This is a genomic window from Hallella faecis (genome assembly GCF_018789675.1).
GTDB classification, from domain to species: domain Bacteria; phylum Bacteroidota; class Bacteroidia; order Bacteroidales; family Bacteroidaceae; genus Prevotella; species Prevotella faecis.
Genome location: NZ_JAHKBE010000001.1, coordinates 104,120 through 130,282, shown reverse-complemented (window position 1 = coordinate 130,282; position 26,163 = coordinate 104,120). Strand labels below are relative to the sequence as shown.

The 26,163-nt window shown below is 49.6% G+C and carries 22 protein-coding genes and 1 tRNA gene; 3 read left to right on the top strand and 20 right to left on the bottom strand.

Annotation, left to right across the window (positions count from 1 at the left end; all coding sequences use genetic code 11):
* Nucleotides 1–358: 358 nt before the first annotated feature.
* From KM934_RS00530 to KM934_RS00520, 3 genes are read right to left on the bottom strand one after another with little or no spacing between them, the layout of a single operon-like run.
* Nucleotides 359–1,087 (bottom strand): SDR family NAD(P)-dependent oxidoreductase, encoded by a 729-nt coding sequence (locus KM934_RS00530; protein ID WP_215758604.1) that lies wholly within the window; start codon nt 1,085–1,087, stop codon nt 359–361.
* Between the two features lie 11 nt (nt 1,088–1,098).
* A complete protein-coding gene (locus tag KM934_RS00525) occupies nt 1,099–2,004 on the bottom strand; it encodes a dihydroorotate dehydrogenase (protein WP_215758603.1) in 906 nt (301 codons plus the stop codon).
* Nucleotides 1,998–2,768 carry a dihydroorotate dehydrogenase electron transfer subunit gene (locus KM934_RS00520; protein WP_215758602.1) on the bottom strand — a complete coding sequence of 257 codons (771 nt, stop codon included), beginning with the start codon at nt 2,766–2,768 and terminating at the stop codon, nt 1,998–2,000. Before KM934_RS00520 ends, KM934_RS00525 begins: the two co-directional genes overlap by 7 nt.
* Nucleotides 2,769–3,979: 1,211 nt before the next feature.
* Here KM934_RS00520 and KM934_RS00515 point away from each other — a divergent pair.
* Nucleotides 3,980–4,354, top strand: coding sequence for a hypothetical protein (locus KM934_RS00515; RefSeq protein ID WP_215758601.1), 375 nt, complete (start codon nt 3,980–3,982; stop codon nt 4,352–4,354).
* 51 nt (nt 4,355–4,405) lie between these two features.
* On the opposite strand, the gene KM934_RS00510 is transcribed toward KM934_RS00515, so the two are convergent.
* On the bottom strand, nt 4,406–4,858 hold the full coding sequence (locus KM934_RS00510; RefSeq protein WP_215758600.1) for a helix-turn-helix domain-containing protein: 453 nt from the start codon (nt 4,856–4,858) through the stop codon (nt 4,406–4,408).
* Nucleotides 4,859–5,646: 788 nt separating this feature from the next.
* Nucleotides 5,647–6,675 carry a DNA polymerase III subunit delta gene (holA, locus tag KM934_RS00505; RefSeq protein ID WP_215758598.1) on the bottom strand — a complete coding sequence of 343 codons (1,029 nt, stop codon included), beginning with the start codon at nt 6,673–6,675 and terminating at the stop codon, nt 5,647–5,649.
* 78 nt (nt 6,676–6,753) lie between these two features.
* Here holA and KM934_RS00500 point away from each other — a divergent pair, with 78 nt between their 5' ends.
* Nucleotides 6,754–7,203 (top strand): type I restriction enzyme HsdR N-terminal domain-containing protein, encoded by a 450-nt coding sequence (locus KM934_RS00500; protein WP_215758597.1) that lies wholly within the window; start codon nt 6,754–6,756, stop codon nt 7,201–7,203.
* Nucleotides 7,204–8,221: 1,018 nt separating this feature from the next.
* Here the strand turns inward: KM934_RS00500 and KM934_RS00495 are convergent.
* Nucleotides 8,222–8,428 carry a hypothetical protein gene (locus tag KM934_RS00495; RefSeq protein ID WP_215758596.1) on the bottom strand — a complete coding sequence of 69 codons (207 nt, stop codon included), beginning with the start codon at nt 8,426–8,428 and terminating at the stop codon, nt 8,222–8,224.
* Between the two features lie 545 nt (nt 8,429–8,973).
* On the opposite strand from KM934_RS00495, the gene KM934_RS00490 reads away from it, so the two are divergent.
* Nucleotides 8,974–9,801 (top strand): DnaJ domain-containing protein, encoded by an 828-nt coding sequence (locus KM934_RS00490; protein ID WP_215758595.1) that lies wholly within the window; start codon nt 8,974–8,976, stop codon nt 9,799–9,801.
* 1,677 nt (nt 9,802–11,478) lie between these two features.
* On the opposite strand, the gene KM934_RS00485 is transcribed toward KM934_RS00490, so the two are convergent.
* The 14 genes from KM934_RS00485 to KM934_RS00420 all read right to left on the bottom strand — a co-directional run bounded on the left by KM934_RS00485 (nt 11,479) and on the right by KM934_RS00420 (nt 26,158).
* The gene (locus KM934_RS00485; protein WP_215758593.1) at nt 11,479–12,330 is read right to left on the bottom strand and encodes a zinc ribbon domain-containing protein; all 852 of its coding nucleotides are present in this window, start codon (nt 12,328–12,330) and stop codon (nt 11,479–11,481) included.
* 5 nt (nt 12,331–12,335) lie between these two features.
* Nucleotides 12,336–13,124: a Nif3-like dinuclear metal center hexameric protein gene (locus KM934_RS00480; protein WP_215758592.1), complete on the bottom strand. Its 789-nt coding sequence runs from the start codon at nt 13,122–13,124 to the stop codon at nt 12,336–12,338.
* A gap of 819 nt (nt 13,125–13,943) precedes the next feature.
* The gene (locus KM934_RS00475; protein ID WP_252344822.1) at nt 13,944–14,123 is read right to left on the bottom strand and encodes a hypothetical protein; all 180 of its coding nucleotides are present in this window, start codon (nt 14,121–14,123) and stop codon (nt 13,944–13,946) included.
* A 54-nt stretch (nt 14,124–14,177) separates the two neighbouring features.
* On the bottom strand, nt 14,178–15,395 hold the full coding sequence (locus KM934_RS00470) for a tetratricopeptide repeat protein (RefSeq protein ID WP_215758590.1): 1,218 nt from the start codon (nt 15,393–15,395) through the stop codon (nt 14,178–14,180).
* Between the two features lie 426 nt (nt 15,396–15,821).
* On the bottom strand, nt 15,822–16,769 hold the full coding sequence (locus KM934_RS00465) for a DUF4384 domain-containing protein (RefSeq protein WP_215758588.1): 948 nt from the start codon (nt 16,767–16,769) through the stop codon (nt 15,822–15,824).
* Nucleotides 16,759–18,702, bottom strand: a complete 1,944-nt coding sequence (locus KM934_RS00460; protein WP_215758587.1) for a caspase family protein — start codon at nt 18,700–18,702, stop codon at nt 16,759–16,761. The genes KM934_RS00465 and KM934_RS00460 overlap by 11 nt, the downstream gene beginning before the upstream one ends.
* Nucleotides 18,689–19,858, bottom strand: coding sequence for a CHASE2 domain-containing protein (locus tag KM934_RS00455; RefSeq protein ID WP_215758585.1), 1,170 nt, complete (start codon nt 19,856–19,858; stop codon nt 18,689–18,691). The genes KM934_RS00460 and KM934_RS00455 overlap by 14 nt, the downstream gene beginning before the upstream one ends.
* 764 nt (nt 19,859–20,622) lie before the next feature.
* Nucleotides 20,623–21,120 carry a very short patch repair endonuclease gene (locus KM934_RS00450; RefSeq protein WP_215758584.1) on the bottom strand — a complete coding sequence of 166 codons (498 nt, stop codon included), beginning with the start codon at nt 21,118–21,120 and terminating at the stop codon, nt 20,623–20,625.
* 529 nt (nt 21,121–21,649) lie between these two features.
* Nucleotides 21,650–21,723, bottom strand: a tRNA-His gene (locus tag KM934_RS00445).
* A gap of 95 nt (nt 21,724–21,818) precedes the next feature.
* Nucleotides 21,819–22,217, bottom strand: coding sequence for a preprotein translocase subunit SecG (secG, locus tag KM934_RS00440; RefSeq protein ID WP_215758582.1), 399 nt, complete (start codon nt 22,215–22,217; stop codon nt 21,819–21,821).
* Between the two features lie 6 nt (nt 22,218–22,223).
* Nucleotides 22,224–22,985: a tetratricopeptide repeat protein gene (locus KM934_RS00435; RefSeq protein WP_215758581.1), complete on the bottom strand. Its 762-nt coding sequence runs from the start codon at nt 22,983–22,985 to the stop codon at nt 22,224–22,226.
* 314 nt (nt 22,986–23,299) lie between these two features.
* Nucleotides 23,300–23,809 (bottom strand): LPS assembly lipoprotein LptE, encoded by a 510-nt coding sequence (lptE, locus tag KM934_RS00430; RefSeq protein ID WP_215758580.1) that lies wholly within the window; start codon nt 23,807–23,809, stop codon nt 23,300–23,302.
* A gap of 17 nt (nt 23,810–23,826) precedes the next feature.
* Nucleotides 23,827–25,077, bottom strand: coding sequence for a sigma-54 interaction domain-containing protein (locus KM934_RS00425; protein WP_215758578.1), 1,251 nt, complete (start codon nt 25,075–25,077; stop codon nt 23,827–23,829).
* A 52-nt stretch (nt 25,078–25,129) separates the two neighbouring features.
* A complete protein-coding gene (locus KM934_RS00420; protein WP_215758577.1) occupies nt 25,130–26,158 on the bottom strand; it encodes a lysylphosphatidylglycerol synthase transmembrane domain-containing protein in 1,029 nt (342 codons plus the stop codon).
* Nucleotides 26,159–26,163 lie beyond the last annotated feature (5 nt).

Here is a 26,163-nt window from a genome sequence, read left to right as displayed (position 1 = left end):
TCGGCATCTTGCTTCCATTTGCGTTTCGACATAGTCAGCTATGCCTTCACTGCGCCTGTCGCAACCTGCTCGAAACAAACACTAACAAGAATTGAAATCTAATGACCTATTTGGGATTATGATTCTCCATTGTTTCGTTTAGGCTCTATCGACCGCCTTGAAGTCATAGCAAGTTTTGCGACGTCCACCCTCTCAACGAGGTGACATAAGAAAGGGTGGACGAAGCTTGACGAAGTAATAAGCATCAAATATTATTACAGCACCAAAACTACCAGCGGGCTGGAGGGTATCTGCCAAAACAAGCCATCAGCAGGGACAGACCACCACAACCTTTAGCGCTTAGCCAACCATCAGTGGACTACGTGTGAACGCTGACGCGGCGCCACAAGGCGTCGGGGATCAGTTGCCAGAAGAAGGTGAGCACACGATAGCGCCAATCGATGACGCACACATGGCGCCGCCGATCGATGGCGCGCACAATGGCGCGAGCCACCAGGCGTGGCTCCATCAACATGGGATAGGACTGACCATCGCCCAACAAATCGGTGCGCACAAAGCCTGGACGGATGTCGGTAAAGCGAATGGGCAGATGGCGCATGTGGGCCTGCTGCTCCAGGGCTTGCACATAAACATTCTGAAAAGCCTTGGTTCCACTGTATGCCGGGGCGGCTCCCAAACCCTTGGTGCCAGCAATGGAGGATATGACGGCTATATGGCCGCCTCCACATTCGGCAAAGTAGCGATAGGCCTCACCCACCATTCGCGTGAACCCCACCCCATTGGTGAGGAGCGTGCGCATCTCCTTGGTGGCATCGAGGGCAGCATTTTGCCATCCCACACCAGCGGCGTGGAAATAGAGATCGATGCCGCCCATCTGACCTATCAGCGCCATGAGGGCTTGCGGGGCGTCGTCGCGGGTAACATCGATGGCCTGCACCCACGCCCGGTCCGGATAATCGTGGGCCAACGCATGAAGGGGTTCCACACGACGAGCGGCCAACCCAACCGACCAACCTTGCTGCAACAACAGGCGGGCCACCTCGCGACCAATGCCCGACGACGCGCCAACAACAACTGCCTTCTTCATCGCCTATGGCCTTAAACTACACCCACGATCTCCCTAACGCTCTTGCAACCGTGGCGCTCAAGCCAGTCGGTCATGCCTTGCTTCACTTTCATGGTGACTGTAGGGTCAACAAAATTAGCGGTGCCAATCTCAATGGCCGACGCGCCAGCCATCATAAACTCGATGGCGTCCTCGGCAGTCATGATGCCTCCAAGACCAATGACGGGGATTTTCACGGCATGGAACACTTCATTGACCATACGCACAGCCACGGGCTTGACAGCCGGACCACTGAGTCCACCAGTGCGGATGCTCAACTTGGGGCGACGACGCTCAATGTCGATGGCCATACCCATCAGCGTATTGATAAGCGACACAGCATCGGCTCCCTCACTCTCGCAGGCGCGTGCAATGTCGGCAATGTGGGTAACGTTGGGTGAGAGTTTTACGATGAGCGTCTTGTGATAAACCTGTCGAACGGCACGCACCACGCTGGCCGCCCCCTCGCACGTTACACCGAAAGCCATGCCTCCGTCCTTCACATTGGGGCACGAGATATTAAGTTCAATGGCGGGAATATGGTCGAGCGCGTCGACACGAGCGGCACAGGCAGCATAGTTGTCGGGCGACGAACCACTGACATTGACGATGAAGTTCGTATTGATATCCTTAATCTGTGGATAGATGTGCTCACAGAAATAGTCTACGCCCTTATTCTGCAATCCCACACAATTAAGCATTCCCTGCGCTGTTTCGACCATACGGGGATAATCGTTGCCCTGTCGAGGCGCCTGTGTGGTTCCCTTTACGATGATGGCGCCTATCTCTTCCAACGGCACCAAGTCTTGGAACTCCAAGCCGTAACCGAACGTTCCACTGGCGGTCATCACGGGGTTGGAGAGTTGCAATTGATTTATTCTTACATTTAAGTCTACCATAACAATCTCTTAATATTAAACACAGGACCCTCTTTACACACACACAAATTGCCCTCGTCGGTCTTCTCCACGCAGCAGAGACAAGCTCCCAAGCCACAGGCCATCATGTTCTCGAGCGAAGCCTCGCACTCGATGGCATGCTCGTTGGCATAACGGGCCACCGACAACATCATGGGCTTAGGGCCGCAGGTCTGGATAAGGTCGAATTGCCCGCCCTCAAGAACGGAGTGATTCGTGACGAATCCTTTCTCGCCCAACGAGCCATCCTCGGTAGTGACATACACCTCGCCCACCTCTTTATATAGGTCGAGCTCGAGCAGGTCGCTTGCGGTGCGACCTCCCAATAGGAACACGGGATTGTGACCGGCCTTGCGGAGCGCCTCACCCTGATAGAGCAGCGGAGCAATGCCTACACCACCGCCCACCAACAGCACGCGGTTAGATGCCTTTGGGGGCATGGAGAAGCCGTTGCCCAAAGGCAGCAGGCAGCTCACCTCATCACCAGGTTGCAGGCGCCCCAACTGGCGGGTGCCGTCGCCAATGGTGGCCACCAAGAGCCACAACTCATTGTGGGCGACATCAACATAATGGATAGAAATGGGACGACGAAGGAAGGTAGAGGGAGAATGGTCGACCCTGACTTCAACAAACTGACCTGGTTGCATGGCTGGCAACGGCGCCTCCTGGGTGAGCTTGAGCAACACATGCTTCACGCTCAAACGTTCCACAGCACTGACGCGCAGGTCGAGACAATATTTCTTCATAAGTAATCTATATGGAATTTACATTCAGGAAAGGATGCGGCGAGCGCCAACCGTGTTCGCTATCGGATGGGCAGGCTCATATCTATCTTATGCAAAGATAGTGGAAATCGAAGACAATACAAAACAAGCAGGCGTGTTTTTACAATCGAAAAGCCGCCTACCGCATCTTGAGATTGTGCAAAGTGCGGTCTGGAAAAGCCTGACCTGTGGAACTTGATGGGTAAAACGCTTCCCTCCTTATATAATAATAGGTGGCGGAAGGCTAAAGCATTGCCTTGCTTGAAGGAACGAAGAGCAGCCCACCTTATATAATAACGGCCAGCAAGGAGGGCAGAAATAGCTGCCAAGCGAACGGAAGGGGGTGTAGACGCCAAGCATGGAACATACGAAAACAAGGGGCATGACTCCAAGAGGAAAACGAGAAATGAGGGAGACTCCTAATGCCAAGAATCGCTAACGCCCCCTATACAACAAAGGAGCAGAAGCACCTATAGGCACGGAAAATAGCAGACAAGCCTCTCCCATTTTTAACTCTTATTCGTCACCATAACTACATTTGGTCGCAAATACGCGATTCTTAGCAGCTTTCTTAACAACCTGTCATACAGCTACTTACAACCAACAAAGCACTACGCCCTCCTCACACACTACGCCCTACACTGCAAAACATGCCTAATCGAGCCTCAATACATGCCTTTACGCAACTCGAAACACGCCCGATCGAGTCTCGAAACATGCCTTTTCGCAACACGATACATGCCTTTTGGTAAAGGCTCGTCTCAGTCGAGCCACCAAAATCTCTACTAAACGGCTGGAACAATCTCTAGTTTAACGGAAATCCCGACACAACTTTTTAGCCAAAAAACGCAACGACAACTATTATCACCAATAGCTTCGATACCCGAACCAGAGATTATACAATAACAACTAAAGGTGTTCTGCAATACAACTTAAAGTCTACACCGCATCTTCTGGGAATATCTTTGGCGAGAAAAGCAATGGGACTGAGGCATACTACCAAGTACTCATAAAAGCCGATTAGCAAACTCCTGAATACACGCAATAGGACCAAACGCCAAACAAACCCCAAACCTTGAATTGACTTTATGGAAAACCGAGAGAAGAAGAATGACGACAAGAGTTCAACAAAAAGGAAATAGGAGGAGAGAGAAACGACAAACGAACACAAACGGTTTGGAGATGGTGGAAGAGTGAAACGAAAATGGAAGGACAACGAAACGGGAAAACAGAACGAACGGGACGAGAAAGATGAGGAGCTGGAACGGAAATGGAAGGACAACGAAACAGGAAAACAGAACGAACGGAACGAGAAAGATGAGAAGCTGGAACAAAAATGGAAGGACGACGAAACGGGAAAACAGAACGAACGGAACGAGAAAGATGAGAAGCTGGAACGGAAATGGAAGGACGACAAAACGGGAAAACAGAACGAACGGGACGAGAAAAATGAGAAGCTGGAACGGAAATGGAAGGACGACGAAACGGGAAAACAGAACGAACGGGACGAGAAAGAAGAGAAGTTGGAACGGAAATGGAAGGACGACGAAACGGGATTGAGCGGATAAAAAAACAGGCCAAAACCACTTGGGCCTGACCTGATTTTGAACCTGCACAACTTACTTCTTGGGGGTGAAAGTCTCCCAAGTTTGATCATCATAGAAGATGCGTATCTCCGTGATCTTGCGTTGCGGCCTGTCAATATATTTGACTTGGTTTTGGGGAAGCCCAGAAGGGTCGCCTACATAACGTGGCTCAGCAGGCTGCTGAGACATGTCAAAAAGGAGAGGGGAGGAGGAAGACGGATCGCCTGGAATTCCCGAAGGACGAGCCTCGCTGATATCATCGTCTAAGGTGGCCGAGCCACTCTCCATCGAACCAACACCATACAGCAGCCACTCCAACGAGACTTGGGGGAAATGCTTGTGAATGGCGTCAACCATCTGAAGGGTGGGACGAGTCTTGTTATTGAGCACACCGCTCAACGATCCCTCGGAGATTCCGGTGAACTGCGAGAAGATTTTTTGAGTCATGTGATTCGACTCCATGATTTTCTTGATTCGATCTTTCATACCAGACAAATTGTACTTAACGAGGCTTTAGGGCCTAAAAAGGGGCTCTCGCCTACGATTTGCAAAGTTAAAACATAAATTTGAAATATCCAACTTTATCGAAAGGAATTTAAAAACATAAAGTTTTACTTTGTGATTTGATATTTCGAACACACAAATCTTCAACTTATGCCACAATGGATTCAAATATTAAAATCCGAATTACCTGCTAATTGTAGACTATAAGGCTTTTTAGAGCAATTTTTGGTAACTAACTGGTTAAAATAGGGATATATGGAACGGTTTGACATCTAAAATGGCATTTATGCATGTTTCGCAAGAAAAAACTTTATCGTTTGTGCCAATTATAGTTATTCGAAAAGTTGTATCCTGCTAATAATAAGGCTTTTACAAACAACATAACACGTGTGTATAATTATTAATACGAATTTTGAAATGCGATAATTCGCTATTTAGAATCTTTCGATATTTTGCATCCCCGAAGCACTTTCTTTGAATTTCGAAATCCGAAATATCAAATTAACAACCGCGCGATTTGGGTTTAATATTTCGTATTTCGTTCTATTAAATGCAAACGAGTGTTAACAATGAATCCGCGGGGGCAAAAATAACAAAGAATCGAAATAGAGAAGATATTCCTAACAACGGTACGAATCGCTTTCAAATACGCGATTCTCAAGAGCATAAAAATAGGCCAAACTCCCCTATTCTCACGGAGTTAGGCCTAAAAAACGAGGTCGTGGAGCTTCACCATTCTAGAGCGAAAATCCACGTTTTTGGGATAAAAATCAGTGCAAAATGAAGAAAATTAGCTCCTTCATAAGGTCGCCTGCATCGGTATTTGGGTTGTCCAAACCCTTACTTTTGGCATCAATCTCGCGTAGTTTCTCCAAAATTTGAAGAGTTTTTCTTCCCGAGTAATTTCTCATGCCAGCAAGATAGTCTTTCGTACCCCATGTGGAACGCAAATCGAGATACCCTGCGAGGCTCTGCGGATCGCTAGAATTGGGGGCGTAAAAAGCTACCATCAAGTTCTGGAAAAAACTAAAAAGGAATGGGAGGAGCGAATACAACGAACCAGCTTTCGGATTGCTGTTAAAATATTTGATTATCTGATTTGCCTTAAAAACATCCTTGTTGATGATGGCATTGCGAAACTCAAAGGCGTTGAAGTCTTTGCTCACGCCAACATTCTTCTCGACAACACTCGGCGTCACTCGCCTATCCTCCTCAGGCAGCGAGATAAGCAATTTGTCGAGTTCCGACATCATGCGATTCAGGTCGGAGCCGATATGGTCAGCGAGCATACTTGCACTCTTGTCATCGATCGACGCGTTTTTCTTTTTCAGGTAATCGCGGATGAAAGTGGGCAACTGGTAATCCTTGAGCTTTTTGCTCTCGAACACCACTCCCGCCCGTTCGGCCGCAGACACAAATTTCAGCCGACGGTTAATGGAACCATTCTTGTAACAGATGACCAAGATGGTCGAGGCCAACGGCTTCTCTACATATTTCTCCAATCGTACGAACGATCGCAGAGCCTGCGCCTCTTTCACAATCACCACCCGATGACTGGCCATCATCGGATAAGACATGGCCATGTCGGCGATGCCCGCAGCATTGACATCTGCTCCGAAAACCACGGTTTGGTTAAAAGCCTGCTCATCGGGAGTCAGCACATGTTCCTGGATGTAGTCGCTTATCCGGTCGATGTAATACGATTCATCACCCATTAATATATAAATAGGTGCGTAATGACCCTCCTTCAGGTCCTGCATAATGGCGTCGAAGGTGACGCTCGGCCTCTTTTCCGGCATATTTCTTCTTGTTGATTATTGCAAAATCTCGTGCCAATTGACTATCTTTGCACAAGAACTACATGCAAAGATAATAAAATGATTCCGTTAAACCTTCCCTCCTTCGACATAAAATTGCAGGGCACGCGCGAGCATCCGCGAGTCCTCGACGTGCTGCGCCGACGCTATGTGGCATTGACCCCGGAAGAGTGGGTGCGCCAAAGTTTCATTCATTATCTCATCGAACACTTGGGGTACCCACAGACATTGTTGGCCAACGAGGTGCCTTTGCGGGTGGGCGACAAGCAACTTCGCGCCGACAGCGTGCTATACGACCGTCACCTTCGGCCCAAGATGATCATCGAATACAAGGCCCCAACGATTCCCATTACACAACGAGTTTTCGAGCAAATCGCAGCTTACAACATTCTGCTTCACGTGGACTATCTCATCGTTTCAAACGGCTTGAACCACTATTGCTGCAAAGTGAATTATAATAATAAAGAATGTTTATACTTGGATCACATCCCAAGATACGAAGAAATCTGACAAAAGCCACAAAAGAAATGCATTTCAGGAGGCAACTAACAGCAGTAACGCCCGAGACCGCATGCGTTTCGTTGAACAAAGGAAAAAGCTGTTTTTACGTTCAAAAAACGCATTTTGGAGCAGTTTCTAGCCACTCCATACGTTCCTCTGGCGTGTTCCAACAAGTGATTTTATACCGTCCAACAGGTGATTTATGCCGTCCAATGGGGGGGGCTTTATGCCGTCCAACGGGAGGCTTTATGCCCTACGCCTGGCACTTTTCTGGCGTTTTTAGAGCGTTTTTGCGCCCAAACACGTAAGCTTCGCGGTTTTATGTGCTTGCAAAGCGGTTTTAACCGCACTTCCAGCGCGGCTTAGATGCATCGTCAGAGTGGTTTAGACGCATCAACGGAACCGTCTTAATGCGCTTACAGAGCTTTTCAAGCATTACAAACGGTATACATCCACACAAATTCACAAAACACCACTTAAAATCTCAAAAAACGGCCTCAGAACACTCGCAGGACAGCCCTCCTACCCCAAATCATCGCACTTAATGAGTCCATCCCTTCCATTTCACATAAAAATCGAGGCTATACACGGCAATAACGAACACTCTTACTACAGGAAACACATACTTACAAAACACTCAGAAGTCGACTTTTGAACGTATAAAAACCACATTTTGAACGTATAAAAGCCACATTTTGAACGCACAAAAACCACATTTCGAACGCACATAAAACCATATTTCGAACGCACATAAAACCATATTTCGAACGCACAAAAGCCACCCGGCGAACGCGCAGAGGAAACTTTATGAGACGCCAGCAAATCCCTCTGAACATCTTAGCGACACAGCCCGATCGAGCCAAAGACACTTTCCGGAAGCATTGATAGCACAACAAAAATATCCAAAAGGAGCCAATCACACCATTCGTAACCACTTAATTATCAGCGCTATAACGCGAAAAGCCACCTTTACCCGAAGGTGAAGGTGGCTTTTCGCGAACCAAGAAGTCGACGGATCGGTATGGTTCTACCCTACTGCGTTGTACCCGCTAGTGCTGTTGTCGCGCATAATGTCGCGGATGTTCAGCTCCTTGTGAGGACCCTTTTGAGCTGTAGGATCTGGGTGGTGAGGCTTGTCCTCCTCATAGTGGAAATCCTTATAATGAGCCTCTGCAATGCCCCAAATCAACAAGGCTGCCACCAAAAACACGATTAAAGCAAGTGCTATATTCATTGTGATTGCTTGTATAATAATGATTAATTTGCCGCAAAGGTAGTGAATTTCCATCAAACAGATGCCCTTAGGCAAGGTTTTTTTGTTAAATTTGCAACGTTAACAGCTAAGCCTAACATGCCCAACGACCTGCGAGAGCCTCAGATTTTCCCGTCATTTGGGGCAAGACGCCTGCTAATCAGGCAAAAAGTGTCTGAAAACAGGGACGAAAACAACCGTAGACAGGACCAAAAGTGACAGAAAAGAGGGCTGAAAGCGAACCTCGATCCGTACTGGAGACGTCGACAAACGACAACAAATGCAACTGCAGAAGGAGTATCTTGTCTCCGTAGAAACTTGGAAGCGGGTCTCACAGAAGGTCCAATTTCCATAAAAATCCAAAGGAAAAGCAGCCAAAAGGCTCAGGAAAGAGCCAGAAAGTCACAGGAAAGGGCCTTATAAATCACAGAAAAGGGCCTTAAAAGACACAGGAAACGGGCACAAAAGAGCTCAAAAGCGAGACAAAGGCAAGGCAATCATTCAATAACCCTACAAAAACAGACATTATGGCTTTAGGCAAATGGATAGGAGGCTTTATTGGCCTTCAAATGGGCGGACCGCTCGGTGCGCTGGCTGGTTTTGCGCTTGGCGCCCTCCTCGATCGCAGTTTCCAATCGGACAACAACGGAGGTGGCGTGTTTGATGGCGACGGCACTTACGGCGATGGCAGGTCACAACAAGACCAATATCAAAGGCATCAGGAACGAACCGCAGAGAGCGAGCGCAACACATTTCGCTTTTCATTGCTCGTTTTAGCTTCGTATATCATCAGCTCAGATGGCAAGATCATGCATTCGGAGATGAATCTCGTGAGACAATGGTTGCGCTCAAACTTCGGAGAAACTGCCGTTCGCGAGGGCGAGCAAATCCTTCTGCGGCTCTTCGAACAGCAAAAGATCATGGGCGCTACAGAATATGGAAACACTGTTATGAAGTGCTGCCAACAATTGCAAGGCACCATGGTTTACGAACAGCGTTTGCAGCTTCTCCACTTCCTTTCGATGATTGCCCAAGCCGACGGAGTGGTCACAACAGAAGAAGTAGACGCACTAAAAAGATGCGCCATCGGTCTTGGATTGAGCGCAGTGGAAGTTGACCGCATGCTCAACCTTCACGACGCAAGCACAAGCGTCGACGCCGCCTACAAAGTGCTGGGCATGAGCCCCAACGCCACAGAGGAGGAACTAAAGAAAGCCTACCGAAAGTTGGCCCTGGAAAACCATCCCGACCGCGTCGCTTCACTCGGCGAAGACGTAAGAAAAGCAGCCGAAAAGAAACTGCAAGAAATCAACGCCGCAAAGGAAACTATCTGGAAATCAAGAGGTTTCAGATAATTACCACAACAAGATTCCACACCCAACCAAATCCACACAATACACCACGTTATACCTCATCATGAGGCAACGTGGTGTTTTTTATTGTCTCCCGAAGTATATTACGGGGTATAACGTCACGCAAAATACGCCACCTTGCACGGCGATTACGATATATAACACAAGGTATCTATAAGATACGCCGTAACCTAATCATAAGATATATCATAACACAGAAATGAACACACCGCTATACCTTATGTTATATGTTATGACATAACTACGCAATACAACATTGTCGGCTCACAAGATATAACATACCAAGACTACAACGCATAACGTAATACCACCACAACATACATCGTAACATCATTACAGGATATAACATAATATGAACAAGGGATAGCGTATTATATATCATAAACGACCGTATGATATAGGAACAACATATAGTATATTCCTCTTACGACACTGTTCGCATATCAACAACATGGTATAACATCACCAAACCACGGAATATAACGTAGTAATCACACAAGATATAACGTTTCGTCCCGATAGGATATAACGTATTCTATACACAAAGAACGTTTCAACAGTTGCACGAAACGGCACCTTCCACCCTATTCAAAACAACGATATGGTTCACAAGATATATCATACAATCGCAAGCCGCACAACGGTATAACTCATGAGATACACCGAAATGCCGCACAACGCTTCATGTAGTAGTTCATGGGATATACTGTATTCACCCTCTATCTCCCATCCAACGCTCCAGGAGATATACCACAACAAGTCGCCGCACACGACATGATACCTTACAGGATATACCATGATAAAACACGGCGCACGTCACGAAAACGGACGAAGTATAACATAACACATAACGTAATGCGCAAGCGCAAATTACTTTATATAATATAAGAAACACAAGCGCAGGCATAAACACTACGCATCGCCAAGCCCATCGCATGACACAACCACAAGCCACAACATCCAGGCGTATATAGTACGTTATACAACACATAATATCTCATGGAGCATTGCGCCCCCAACCGCGTTCTCCTACACTCCGCAGACAATCACCACTACACCTACCAGCACCCCCCTACCCCTCACATCCTATATCCCTCATAATGGGCAGGCGAAGACCATCGCTCTTTGCCTGTTGCCCCCAACCTTCGCAACCGCCACGCCATTCGGCCAGAAGCCATGCGCCACAACATGCATAAGCAACTCTACACACGAAGAGTCCAAACTCTACACACGAAGAGCCCCAAACTCTACACACGAAGAAACCAAGCTCCACACACGAAGAAACCGTTCGAACCCTACAGAACCAACCTTTTTCGCAAGCAAATATATGTTCAAAAATTCGGACACAAGAACCACATACGGAAGCCAAGCGTCGCAACGCGAAAGGGCCCCGGTCGCTTATCATCAAGCAACCGGGGCCCTTCTTATAAAATATCCATCGAGCACTTTCGGTAGGCTATTCAAGTCTAATGCGTATGGCTCACAAGTGGGTCATCGACAAATATCGACTAACCCACAGACACTCGCCAAACTCCCATTGACAGTACAACGGAAAACGCTGAAGGTTCAAAAACCAAGCCACAGAGAACCCATGGAGCAGTCCATGGCGCATTCCTACATTCTCCGTTCAACCTTACGAAGCATCCGACGATGGTCTCATTACTCAGCGGCAGCGTCGTCGGCCTTCTTGGTGCGACGTGTGGTGCGCGTCTTACGCTTGGGCTTTTCGTCCTCAGCCACCTCCATCTTCACACCAGCCAACTCAGGATCGATGAGAATACGACCGCAGTACTCGCACACGATGATCTTCTTGTGCATCTTGATATCGAGCTGACGCTGTGGCGGAATCTTGTTGAAGCAACCACCGCAAGCATCACGCTGCACATACACGATACCCAAACCATTGCGAGCACCCTTGCGGATACGCTTGAAGCTGCTGAGCAGACGAGCGTCGACAGTCGAAATCTGGCTCTCGAGTTCCTTAGCCTTCTCCTTCAGCTTCTCCTCCACGTCACGAGTCTCCTGCATGATCTCGTCGAGCTCATTGCGCTTCATCTCGAGATCTTTCTGACGCTCGCTGATAGTCTCCTGCGTCTTCTTCAGGTCCTCTTGGCGCTCAGCCACCTTCTGACTGGCCTCACGTATCTTCTTGTTGCAAAGCTCAATCTCGAGCTCCTGGAACTCAATCTCCTTGCTCAGCGTATCATATTCGCGGTTGTTGCGCACCTCGTCGAGCTGCTTCTTGTAGCGCTCCACGCTCACCTGTGCCTGCTCAATCTCGTTGCGCTTTTGCGCCACGGCAGCCTGGAAGTCGGTAATTTCGCCCTCAATCTTGGTCAGGCGGGTTTTAAGACCTGCAATCTCATCTTCCAAGTCGCTCACTTCGAGAGGCAACTCACCTCTGAGCGCACGCTTCTCGTCGATACCCGACAGGGTGGTCTGCAACTGGAACAAAGCCTTAATTTTCTCCTCCACCGTCATTTCTGTGGAGTGTTCTTTCTTTACAGTCATAATAATTAGAGGTATATGATTGGATTTGTATTCATTCTTGTGAGGTAGCATTTCACACCAGGGCACTCCTTATTGATGATGTCGCGGAAGATTTCGTTGGTGAATTGCTCACTCTGGTAATGGCCGATGACCGCGATCTGTATCTGCTGCTCATGGCCAAAATACTGATGGTAGTGCATCTCGCCCGTCACAAACGCGTCGGCCCCTTGGCGTATGGCCTCATCGAGCAGGAAGTCGCCAGCGCCACCGCAGAGCGCCACCGTACGTATGGGGCGGCGCAGCAATTGGTTGGCCATAACGCTCTCCACGTCGAACGCGCGTTTGAGCATGATAACCAGGTCATCGGCTGCAATAGCCTCCGGCAATTCGCCGATGACACCCTCGCCACCTTCAACGCCGTCGACCGTCTGCTGTTTGCCGAAGAAGCGCAACCCATCGAGCCCCATCTTCTCCGCAATCTTATAGTTGACCCCTCCGCGTGCACTGTCCATATTGGTGTGCATGGAGACGATGCAGATATGGTTTTCTATGGCTTTCATCACCGTGCGCTGCACACAGTCCTCGCCAGTGATATGGCTGAGCTTATGGAATATCAGCGGATGGTGCGACACAATGAGGTTACAGCCCAAGGCGATAGCCTCATCAACGATGGCCTCGGTAACGTCAAGACACAATAAAGCCCCTGAGACTTCCGCTTCTGTTAATCCGATCTGCAAGCCGGCATTATCGAAGCCTTCTTGCAGGGGCAGAGGCGCGAATTGTTCAAGGGCATTAACCACTTTTACTATTTTCACGCTAATAATACGTTTTAGATTGCAAAAATACAAAGATTTCGCCGAATACAGCCTTGCAATCTGCAAGATTTTAGAAGATTTAACGATTATTTCGCGTAACCAACGGCTTACGCCTCACAGATTTTCATATAACGGCCCACATTGGGGTTTCATGCAAAAAATCCGCAACAAACTACATTGGAATCTACACATTTCTTTTCCACGACCAAACAATTTGGTGCAAATACGCGATTCTTAGGCAATTTCTATAACCCACTAACGCTCAACACGTTACAGAGATTACAATCTTATCAACATCCATTATTCCCCCTTCTACTCCGCGAAACATGCCTAACCGCACTGCGAAACATGGCTAACCGAGACTCGAAACATGGCCTTTCGCATCTCGGTTAGGCATGTATTGCAACTCGAAAGACGCCCAACCGCAAATTCTTCTATCACTTCCGCAACTAAAATCTCGCAAAAACGGCTTTTTGGCTCGCTAGTTCACCGGAAAAGCCTAACAAACTTTTTAGCCATAATCCCTTACAATACATGCCTCGCCTGTTTCCATTCGCTCATCCGCGCCACCGCCAACACCAAGCCATCTCCCCCCCCAGGCGCCCTCACCTCATGGAGATTGGGGCTGGCCATAGCAGGTCCAGCAAACCATTTCCCATGGCAGGAAAACAAAAAGGGTTGGGGCTCGGAGCTTGGGAAACCAACCGGAATCGGTTTCCCCAAAAGTCCGAAGCCCAACCCATTGGCGCTTGCCATTACGCAGTTCAACACTCTTTGTCGATGCCCTTAGGCTCAACATCAATGTCGTCAGACAGTTCCTTAAAGAAATCTCGATGCAAGATGCGCGAGATGTTCGCAACGACCTCCGTGTCCAAACTGTTGTTCGCAACACAATCGGTATACCACCGACCGGCTTCGTCCCAACTGCTTGGCCAACCAGCCCACCGACCGTCCTTGTCGGTCGAGCTCTTCTCTGATGAGTTGTCCTATGTGTATCATGTTGGCTTACGTTATTGATATGATGGCCTAATGCGTTGTGTTAGGCTGCTTAAGTTAGAAACTCACACCCACACCCACCGAGAATGCCTGTTGTCCGATGAAATCCTTCAGGTTCGTGTCCATGGCAAATCGGTACTGGTAAGTGAGGCGCAGGGCGAAATAGGAATACTTCACAGCGATACCGGCCACAGGCGATATAGCCCACGCAGCATTGGCCTTGGTGTCGTTGTTGGTATAAACGCTACCCTCTTTCTGGTCGCTGCCCACGACGAGCTTGTTGTCGGGGTCGTTGGGGAATCCGTCCTTATTGGGATAGATCTTATCCTTCAGTCCAATGGGCTTATAGTCGCCGTAGTAGCACTTCACGGTAGCGCCCGGTCCGAAGAACACCCACACGGGGCTCGCAATCTTGATGGTCCAACCGAAGTTCACGTTTACCTCAGGCATATCGCCCACCGTGCAGTCGTTGCGCATCATGTCGAACACGTTCTTGTTGACGCTCATGCCGAAGAAGCCACCCACCTTGTGCATGTTGTATTTACCATACGAGAATCCGATAGGCGTATCCTTGGTATACTCGTAGGTAAACACGCGCGAATGATTCTTGCGCTGGTTGAGCAACAGCTCGATGCGGTTGATCTGCTGCTGGGCCAACAGCCGCGACGGGCAGTCGTTCTCCACGATCTGTCGGTAAAGGGGCAATGCCTGCTGATACTGTTTTTCGCTGTCATAATATTGCGCCTGCTCCATCATCATGCTGCACTCGTCCACATACTTCAGCATGCATTCCGCCTGGCGGTCGTTGGCATACGAGTCGTACGAGTTGTACATCAGCACCTTCTTGTAGAGATTGGCGGCCTCGCGATAGTTGTGCATATTAAAGAGCAACTCCGCCTTATTGCGATAATAGATGATCGAGTCCACCAAGGCCAGGTTCTCATTGTTTTCTATCGTATCGACGTCGCTACACTCGGTAGCCACTTCAAACTGTATGCGCGCCTCGTTGTAGTTCATCTTCTTCAGTTCCTCCAAGCCTCTGTTTCGGTGTCCACGGTAGCATCCAGCGTCCACCATGCTATTTGGGTCGACAGCCAAGAGCGTCACCGCCTGCTTTGGCTTGAGGTCTTCGAGGCTTATGGTCACGGTGTTGTAGCCTGGCGATTTGATGCTGAGTTGGCGTCCACGATAACGCGAGCCCGTGGGAAACTCGATGTAATAGATGGAGTCGTTACCCTCGGCGAGGGTATTGTACGGATTGGCTGTCTTGTCCATGGTCGACTCGAGTATCGGTTGTCGGCCAGCACATTCATCAACAGGTTGACGGCGCTCTCCATGGGGAAGCGCTTGCTGAAGATGGGCTTGCGTGTAGCGGCGTCGATGAAAACATCCGAACGCAGCGCGTCGATTTGGAACGATGTTCCCCGCAACAACATGACGCCCTCCTCGCGGGTTGGCGAGAGCAGGCTGTCAGGCACCGTCAGCGGTGGAACTATGAGTTGTCCGCCCGAGTAGGCGGCAAGCTGCCGAAACACCTGTTGGTCGGCCTCTGCCTTGTCGGCAGTCACCGTCTGCATGGCTACTGGCTTCGTCTGCGCCCGTAAGGTGTGGGTGGCCGACAGGGCCAATGGCAGAAGGGCCACAAGCGCGCTTCTCATTATGTTTGTTTTCATGGGGCTTAATATAATAAGGTGGAAAGTGTCAGTGTTTGGTATTCAGAACGGTGCGTGCCACCCCAACCCTGACGCGCGCTCCATCGGCCTTCCCTGCCGTGATGGCGTTCATCAGAATGCTGAAGTTGACTGGCGTTTCGGTGGCCACAAGCACAAAGGCGTCGGTCGACGGCGTGTCGGAGGTGATAAACGGGTCGGCCTTGAAACCCACGGTGGCATTGGCCGGAACGAGCAGGTTGGCACATGTGGCGTCCTCATCCATGGGAAGCACCATGTATTTGTTGCCTTGGGCATCGATGTTCAGCACGTTGACATACAGGGGTTCCGAGGTGTTGTTCTTTACGCGCACATAACATGCTGTGTTAGGCGCCACATGGGCGCCAACGGGACGCCCGGTCTGCACGTCCACCAACTCAAACTGCACGTCCAAGTCAGAGGCAATAAGATTGGAGCTACTGAACAGTTGCTGCTCCGTGGTGCCCTCCGGCGCCGTTCCTTCAGCGGCTATCCGCACCACACGCGCCGCCATAAGCGAGTCGGTTGCCTCGGCGCGGTAGCTGGTTCCCGTAACCTGCATGTAGGCGTCAGGATGAAGCATCTTCTTTCCGTTGCTATTAAACAATTGTTTCACCAAGTAGCTCATGTATTGCTTCGTCAGGCTTTTGGTGCGTTTGGAGGATAGGTCGATGAGGCTCCCCACGGTATTAACGCCCGGTCGTGTGAAGGAGAACATCTTCAGCTTGGCTTCGTCGATGATGGTAACAGCGCTCTCCTCGGTTATCTTCAGCCTACTTTTGGGAGTGAGATACCTACGCGCAGCGATGGGCTCAAATCTCTCTCCATGCTGCACATAAGCCTTGCCCACCACCGAATAAACCACGTATTTCTGGGCCCGGGCTGTCGTCGCGCCCATTGCCATACAGACCGCTACGACCAGTGTGAGCACGAATCCTGTGTGTAAGTGCTTATTTCTCATAATTGAAATGGTTGAAATGTTCTATGCCGTTAGGATTGATAAAGATGGGGGTCTGCTTGTAATTGGTTATCTTGCGCACCTCCTTATAGAGGAAATGTTCCAATTCCTGCGTCGAAAGTCCCTCGGCATGATCTTCGCGCGCAGCTCCGTTGATGGCCTCCACCAAAGCCTTGGTGAAAGCTCCGTTGCCCCACGACTCATCCTCCTGCGACTTGGTGTCGCTCGAACTTGAGGCGTAGAGCAGCATGCCGTTCTTCGACCGCTTCAGCTGCTCAATGAAGTGGGCCGTGGCTGCCGAGCGTGTTCCGCCAAACAAGGCGCCCGAATAGCAAGCGTCGACGAAGGCTATAAACTTGCCGTTGATGTCTTCCGCCTCGTTACGGAAGTCGGAAGCCGAGAAGCAGTCGTAGAGCTTGTCTGAGGAACATCCGTGGGGAATAAAATAGAAGCGGTCTTTCTCATCGCGAAGGCCATGGCCTGCGTAGAAGAACACGCACACATCGTTGGGCGACGACTCCTGCTTAAGCCATTCCATGGCCTCGAAGATATCGGCGCGCGTGGCCTCACCATCGCAAAGCACCTTCACCTGAACATCCTCATAAGGCAACCCTTTCTTGGTGGCGATGGCACGCGCAAAGTCCTGCGCATCCTTGGTGGTGAGCTTCAACTTGGGCAACTTGGGGTCCTGATAGTCGCCCACGCCAATGGCCACAACGAAAAGTTTGGGCAATTCGAACGAGGTCGACTCGCGTATGAGACGTATCGTGGATGGCTCACTGTTGCCATATTTGTTCTGTGCATACATCATCACCGTGCAGTCGTGACGGGGCAGGTCCACATCGATGGTGTTGGCGGCACGCACGGCGCGTGTCTGTGGCTGGCGCTGGCCGTCGACGGTCACCACCACGCGGGTACTGTCGGCTGCATTGCCTGCTATGAGTTGATACTTCACCTTCACCTGATCGGTGTGGAACATCGACTGATCCTCGGGATACAGGATGCGAAGAACGGGAGTGGTTGTGGGGTGCACAGAGGCGGCCTGCGCCTGTTCGGCGGCTTTTAATTGCTTGGGACCCAATATTACATTGGGCTTCGTGGCCTCCGTCGGCGTTGCATCGGCCACATTTTCTTGCCTCGCCTTGGGTTCCGCTTCTGCGACAACAGTCTCGCCTTCCTCGCCAGGCAATGTGACATCAATGGAGAAATCGCCCTCCAATGTCTCCTTTTGGCTAATGGCTTTCTGAGCGTTGACTGCCGCTTTAATCACGTTGGAAGGTGCCGTTGCAGGCTTATGGGCTATGGGGTGTTGTGCTTTCGCCTGTGCTTTGGCAGGAATTGCGTGGCCCACAGGCTGCTCACCTTTAGTGTCACCCACATTTGCCTTTTCTTTTTCCGCCACTGGGGACACGGCTGGTCTTACGCCTTGGTTGTCCTCGGCACGCAGTTTCCAACGCCCACTCTCAGCCTCGTCCTGTTCCACAAGGATGCCCTTGGCGTAGCAGTCGGCCAAGGTCAACTGGGCCCGCTTATAATTGTTCTCAGCAGAGCTATGCAACAGGTCAGACGCCTTGTCGTAATCGCGTGGCACTCCACGCCCATTCATGTAGCAATAAGCCAAATTATACTGGGCTTTGGCAAACTGCTGACGCGCCGCACGCTTAAACCACATGGCGGCCGATGTATAGTCGCGGTCGGTGCCTTCACCATTATAACAAGCGTATCCCATGTCAAACTGAGCCTCTGCATTGCCCAGCTGAGCCGCCTGCAGATAAACAGGCACCGCCTTTTCAAAATAACCCAATCGGTAAAGTGAGTCGGCTTTTGCCAAGAGAGCCTTGCCCTCGTCGTCGACAGGGGCTCCTTTAGCCAACAAAGAGGGCGTAACCAACGCTAACATGAGCGCAAATATGAGCGCAAACTTATGGTTCGACATAATATATTGACTTTTTGATGAATTTCCAGTGAGTGTGTTTCGACAGCATCATCACTATCCATTTGTACTGCAAACGCGATGTCTCGACCAATGCCAAGCCCACCAGCGGCAGCAATAGGCTGATGTAATAATTGAAGCGAGAGAAAAGCAAGAAGCTGGCTCCAACCAAGAACGCCGTCATGGCAAAATAGTAAACCTTAATCCAATAGATATAAGTGAAGGGATAACGGCGCATCAATTCAACGCCCACCCATGCGGAGAAATAACACACCAAGATTGTCAGCAATAGGCTAATGGCACCGCTTGCTGCCAACACGCGGTGATGAGCCATGCTCGAAAGCATGGCAAACGCCTGTATCTTCATGCCTGGCATCTTGCCCAAAGGGGTGATATGGGTGTCGGCCTCCTCATTGATGGTACCAAGGATTACGATTTTATCTTTAATGACATTGCGGTATTTCATCACGTCGCGGTGCGAGATCGTGAAGAAATCGGTATGCGAATATTCAATGTTACGCTGCTTGGGCGTCTGCTCAGTGGGTTGCACACCCGTATAACGGCATACTGCCAAATAAGGCAACGAGTAGACGGTGGTGCCCATAAGATGCTCGTTCTGAGAGTATTTGCGTATACATCCATAGCCCTCTCCTGAGATAACGTTGCTGAATCCCCAACTAAACCCAGCGTCTTCCATACCCTCAAAGAACGAGCGTCGCGCACCTCTGAATGCATCATTCTTGCTGTCATAATTGATGAGTTTGCACGACACGATGCCATTCTTTATCTCCGAAACAGCATTGATGAGGCACTCGTTCTCCTCCTCGTCATAGCTGGGGCGTTCAAAAATGAGGTCTATCACAAACACCTTAGGCTGGCAACTTGCGATATCGCGAATGCTTTGGGCGATCTTGCGGCGATCATACAGTTCTGTCATGTCAACCAAAACAATGTCGTTATTGAACTCTTTCACGCCACTACTATTCTGTATCTCATAGAAGATGTCGGTCATGGAAAAGTCGGCAAAAGCCTTCTTGACGGGATTGAAAACCGTGAGGTTAATGGAAGCAAACGCCAACAACCACCCCAGGAATAACACCAAAAGGGTGACTATCAGGTGGTCGACATTAACCCACCCGGCCAACTTACGAAAAGACATGGCACGAAGTTTCTTCACTTGTGTGTCAATTTTAATATGTTTCAACGCAAAAATGCTTATAGTAAAAAGTTCCCCCTGTCAGCACACAGCATAGGTTTATAGTCTGCAATGAACATCAAGGCCCGTGAAGGAAATACAAAATTTTCTTAATGTTTGCAACATTTAACAATAACATACGTATTGACGGCAGTAAAAGTGTTGCAAAAATGAGACACCACAACGTTTTTGCCGTGAAACGAATTGATAGGAAGAAAAACACCTCCAATCCGACATCAAACCGCAACAAGCTAAATAGCCAAAGACCTATTGTCGCCTCTTACTCTTTTAGGCGTTTCGTTCAACCTCTCGTTTCCGCCCTCATTTCGCCATAGAACGCCACATCTTCAACACATTATCAGCAGTAGCGTCCCGTTCCTTCTTGCCTCGTTCTGTCATAGCACGCTATGTCTTCATTGCAGGCCTCGCAAGCATCACAACACAAACAAGAAGGGAAAATGAAGCCCCATGCCCATTAGAAGATCGCGGAAACTATTGCAAAACGCACCACCAATTAGGAAAAACAATAGAGGGTGAAAGCATTGAGAAAACAGAGACAACCCTAATATGGCAACAACAGATAACAAGAAGCCATGTTACAAAAGCAGAAGATAGCGTCGGAGCAGCTCCAAGATAGTAACAACATAAAGAAAAGGCACCATGAAACAGAAACGGAGAAAATATCGAAGCAACATAAAAAGAAGCATACGCAGGCCATTCCATTCCGCCTATTCACCCCTATCGGGTTCGGCAGCCATGCTTCCGCCCCACTCTTCCTCAAGTCGGCGATAACCAACGGCATGGTCGCGGAGATAGAGATGGTTAAGCGTGAAGGCCAAGTCTTTTAGCGTTTGGTCTCTCATTGGTTTCTTCAACTGGCACTCCCACACCGTAATGCAATGCCAGCCCATGGTTGCCAATCGTTGTTGCACTTCCTTGTCGCGCTGCTTATTGCGCTCTATCTTGCTTCTCCAAAAGTCGACACGTGTCTTGGGGAGGCGAAAAGCGCCACAATCATGGCCATGCCAGAAGCAACCATTCACAAAGATACAGGTGCGGTATTTTCGCAACACAATGTCGGGATGACCAGGCAACCGACCAAGATTGACCCGATATCGAAATCCCTGGCGCCACAGGTAATGCCTCACAAGGATTTCAGGCCGCGTACCATTCGATCGTATCGCAGCCATGATTCGCGTTCGTTGTTCCTTGGAAAAGTGGTCCATCGCATCATTGGTTTTCATCCTTCGTTTTCTCGTCAAGCCAAAGCTAAGACAAGCTTCGTTCCGCTCATTTGCCTTTACGAGAACGTTCCTTTGCAGCAAAAGTACAAACAATCCATCAAACCACCATCAACAACCGCCAACTTTTACTATTCATCGACACAACAAACATCAGAATGGGCTTGTTCAACCCTCATCTGAAAGAACAGGGTTACACCCGCACACCCCCAACAAACAAGCGTTTTCCCACAAACAACCACTACTACCGAGCCTGATGATTGCAAGCTCATCTACTATATAATAAGGTAAAGATCTCGCCCAACTATCACAACCGAGCCTGATGATTGCAAGTCCATCTACTATATAATAAGGTAAAGATCTCGGGCAATCGACAATGCGGAGTTTGGCTTTTGCGGGTTTTCAACTCCTCGATCCTTACTCTGTGGTTGACTAACTGCCATTGCCGAAATAAGGGTAAGGCGCATACTAAACTTAAAACCCTCACAGATGAATATCTGCGAGGGGTTTTAAGGGTGGATGGTGGGACTCGAACCCACGACATTCAGAACCACAATCTGACGCTCTAACCAACTGAACTACACCCACCGTGTATCGATTGCTTGGTGTTTCAAAGCGAGTGCAAAGGTAAGGGATTTATTCGAATCCACCAAATAAATCCCTAACTTTTTTCACCTTTCGCTTTAATTTTGCGGAGCCTGAGGCTGAGCGGGGGCATTCTGAGCGCCCTCAGCACCCTTCTGAGCACCTTGAGCGGGAGCCTTCTGCTGCTGTCCAGCCTGGAATCCTTGTGTATTGGTCGGGTTTGTTGTCTGCGTCTCGGTAGCAGCCTGCTCAAGCACACTCTGGCTTGTTGACGACTGGGGTGCAGTGTAAGCGCAAATCACGCTGACGATAACCATGATAGCAGCGAGCCCCCACGTAGCCTTCTCAATGAAGTCAGTGGTCTTGCGCACACCCATGATAGCATTGGATGAAGAGAAGTTGCTTGCGAGACCGCCTCCCTTCGACTCCTGGATAAGCACGACGAATATCATCAGCACCGACACCAGGACGATGAAAACTACAAATAATGTGTACATAATTCTTTACTTATTGTTTTTATTGTTTAATATCAACTTTTGCAAAAAGCGTATTTGATCTGCAAAGTAAGCATTTTTTTTCGGATAATTCAAATATAATCGCTGAATAATTTCAAGTGCTTTACCATATCGGCCTTGTTTGATGTAAATCTTTGCCAACGTCTCCGTAAAATAGCTTTCTTCTCCGTTTTTTCCTTCATTTGAGCCTGTTTGCTCATCTTCGGGCTTAAATTCCACATCGGCCTTCAATTTGATCTTTCCGCTTTCATTGTTTATGAAATTATCTATCAAATCTTGGCCTTTCAGTTGTGGTGCATCCTTCTTGTCGGCTTTGTTATCCTCTTCGTTCTCAACCTCCAACAGATACGACACATAATCGACAGCGGCGTCGGCCGGTGTGGGCTTTCGTTTGGGCTTTTTCTCCTCCTCCTCTTTCTCTTCAGGTATTGACTCGAGGAAGGTATCGATGAGCGATATGGTGCGATTGGAGGTAGGTTTCTGCTTATTTTCCTGTGGCTTGGCTACCGAATGCCTCATTTGGTAGTGAGCAGCCTCCACCAGATTGAATATCACCTTACGGTCGGTAATGTAGATGGCGGCTCTCCGCAGTTCCTCGTCGAAGGTAGGATCATGCAGCAAGTAGAGGTTTTGCAGCAATAACAAGCGCGCTGTTTGATAATACGGATACAGCGCCAGCAGACTGCGGAGATCGTAAAGTGTCTCGCGGTCGAGCAGTTCCGGCTGTTTGATGAGTTGCGCTATGTCCATATTTTATTGTTGTAATGGATTAATTATTACCTTGTTTCTATTGTCACCAGATGCTCGACCGCCCACGTTCTGAACACAACGGGGCATCCATGCACCTTGCTTTTGTTGTCTTTCAGAAGTCGATTGCTCCACGTTTAGCTCCCAGTTGGCCACCATCGACCACTCGTTAGCCTCCTATAGACAGGCCACTGGCTACTACATGAGATCCAGCGGCTCGCTACATGAGCTCCCGTTGGCTTCCATAAGACTTTCCACTGGCTGCTATAAGAGCACCAAGTGGCTGACCCAAGGTTACCCGCGGGCATCTGTAAGACTTACCAGTTGGCTACCGTAGCGTTGAAGATTTGGTCTGTGAGATCCTTACACATCTGCGTCACGAGTTCCTCTTGCACGCTGTTCAGGCTCTTCGTAGTCTCATAGCTCTTCGATGCGGTAAACGTTCTCTCGAAGTCCTCGTTGTGGTTCTTGTTATTGGTGAACCTCACGTTAACCGTTATCGAGAGTTCCGTTTGTGCCGAATAGCCCTCGCTCGACACCGACTTGTTGCGTTGCGAATATTGCGTAATCTCACCCTCGATGACCAGGTCGCCATTACGTTTCACCTGCTGCAAGCGTGTGTGATTGGCAAAGACATCCTTCAGCTGGTTGTTGAAGATGGGCCCCATGGGACCCCACACATAACTGCTTCGTATGGGGAAGTCGGCAATTTGTATGGTCTTGGTCGTCGTATAGTCAATGCTGGCACCATTGAACTTATAGCTCACGCTGCACGCTGTGAGTAGCACAAGCGTTACAATGGCAAGATATGACAGTATTCGTTTCATTTCACTTTCTTCGTTATTTATTTCTTATCCAGGCCATATTGCTTAATTCGTCGATAGAGCGTACGGTCGGAAATACCCAGTTCCTGTGCGGCTTTCTTTCTGCTTCCATCGTTTCGCTCAAGGGCTTTCTCCACCATTTGTCGCCCCAGGTCGTTGAGATTGAGGCTCTCCGGCTCGGTTTCAATCTCCTCGGCCTCTGCGTCCTCTGCCGATGGTGTGTACGTGGCGATCGGACTCTTACGAGGAGACACCATCGGCACGTTCGTCTTTCCTGTGCTGATGATGCTCGTTTGCAAGCTACTGGCAGCCTCCTGCAAGTTGCGCGACTCATCCAACTGCTTGCGCAGGTTCATCATGTCGCGCCTGAGGTCGGTAATGTTTCCCCGCAACTCATAGAGGATCTTATAGAGAATCTCTCTCTCGCTCTCGTAAGAGTGCTGGCCTGGCTGGCCTACCGTGGTGAGCTCCATGCTTTCAGGGTCTTGCGGAATGAATTGTCTCAGGGTTTCGGCCCCAATTTCCCGTTTCTCGCTCAGCACCGACATCTGCTCCGTGATGTTCTTCAACTGACGGACGTTGCCCGGCCATTTATATTGCAGCATCATGCGCTTGGCCTCATCGGTCAGCGTGATCTTTGGCAACCGATACTTGTCGGCCATCTGCATGGCGAAGAGTCGGAACAACAAGAGGATGTCCTCTCCCCTGTCGCGCAACGGCGGCATTTGTATGGGAATGGTGTTCAAGCGGTAATAGAGATCTTCGCGGAATCGTCCTTCCGATATGGCTTTTCGCATGTTTACGTTGGTAGCGGCCACGATGCGCACATCGGTCTTGCGAATTTCCTGGCCTCCCACCCGGATATACTCACCCGTTTCGAGCACCCTCAAGAGTCGGGCCTGCGTAGCAATCGGTAACTCACCCACCTCATCGAGGAAGATTGTACCCTTGTTGGCCACGCCAAAATAGCCTTCGCTTTCGCCCACGGCTCCTGTGAAGGCGCCCTTCTCGTGTCCGAACAGCTCACTGTCGATGGTTCCCTCAGGAATCGATCCACAGTTGATGGCAAAGTATCGTTCTCTCCTTCGTGGCGAGTTATCGTGAATAACCCTGGGCACAATTTCCTTGCCCACGCCACTCTCTCCGACGATGAGCACGCTCAAGTCGGTGGGAGCCACCTGCAAGGCCACATCGAGGGCACGGTTGAGCCCATCGCTATTGCCCACGATATTATACCGTTGTTTTATTTTTTGCAGTTCAGACGTATTCATTGGATGACAAAATTACATATTTTTCGAGAAATCTGCAACATTGCGCGCCATTTTATTCTTTCTCTTTCTTTCCAAGCTTAATGAGCAACAGACCGATACCAGTCCACACCAGTTCCCTCATGCGCACAATGAGCGCGACGAAGATACCTGCGCTGGCGCTGATTCCCAACGATGTGGTCGACATGAGAAATCCGCCCTCGCGCCCTCCGAGTTGCAACGGCATGAAGAACAGCAGGTTGGCGAAGAGCGACGTAAAGGCGAGCACCAAGATACAGTTGAGATAGTTGACACTGGGCATGAGCACCAGCAAGACGAAGAATATCTCTAACGCCGAGCAGATGCGGCAGCCCAACTCCAGGACCACAGCCCCAATGAAGTTGTGTGGGTTCTGACTGTGGAGCGCCGCTATTTGCTTGTCGATATCGTCGAGTTGCTCCCGATGGCGCTCCACAAACGGCTTTGCCCATTTCTTCACAAACGGCACATGCCTCAAGAGGTTCATCACTCTGTTGGCCAGTCCCTTGCGGTATCCGGCAATGAAAAACCAGATGCCCAGCAGGCAGAAGGCCGCGATGGCCGCCATGAGCACCCCCTCAAACAGGCTGATATGCTGTGTGCAGAGGAAGAGCACCACCGACACGAGCCAGAACCAGAAGTGGCTGAAAATGTGGGTCATGGCGTAGAGGATGACCGACGACGAGGCCCTTTCGGTGCCAATCTTCGGTGCCAGTTCCATGATACGGTAGGGTTCGCCTCCCATGAGACCACCCGGGGTGGCATAGTTGAGCGCAAAGCCCGACACGGTAACCTTATATAGCCAAAAGAACGATATTTTCTTAGGAGCCTTGCCGCCACCATCCTTTCCACCGCCAACCTGCTGACTGCACACTCCCTTGATGATGAGATACCACGCAGCCGTGTTGAAGATGTAGAGGAAGGCCCACAACCCGATAACCGCCCCAAACCAATAGCCCGCATGGCAAAGTCCTTGCCACACCTGAGCGAAGTCGAGTTGGGTTATCATGACGATGAGCACCAACAAGCCGAAGACGAAGAAACCGTTCTGATATTTTTTCTTCATTCGCT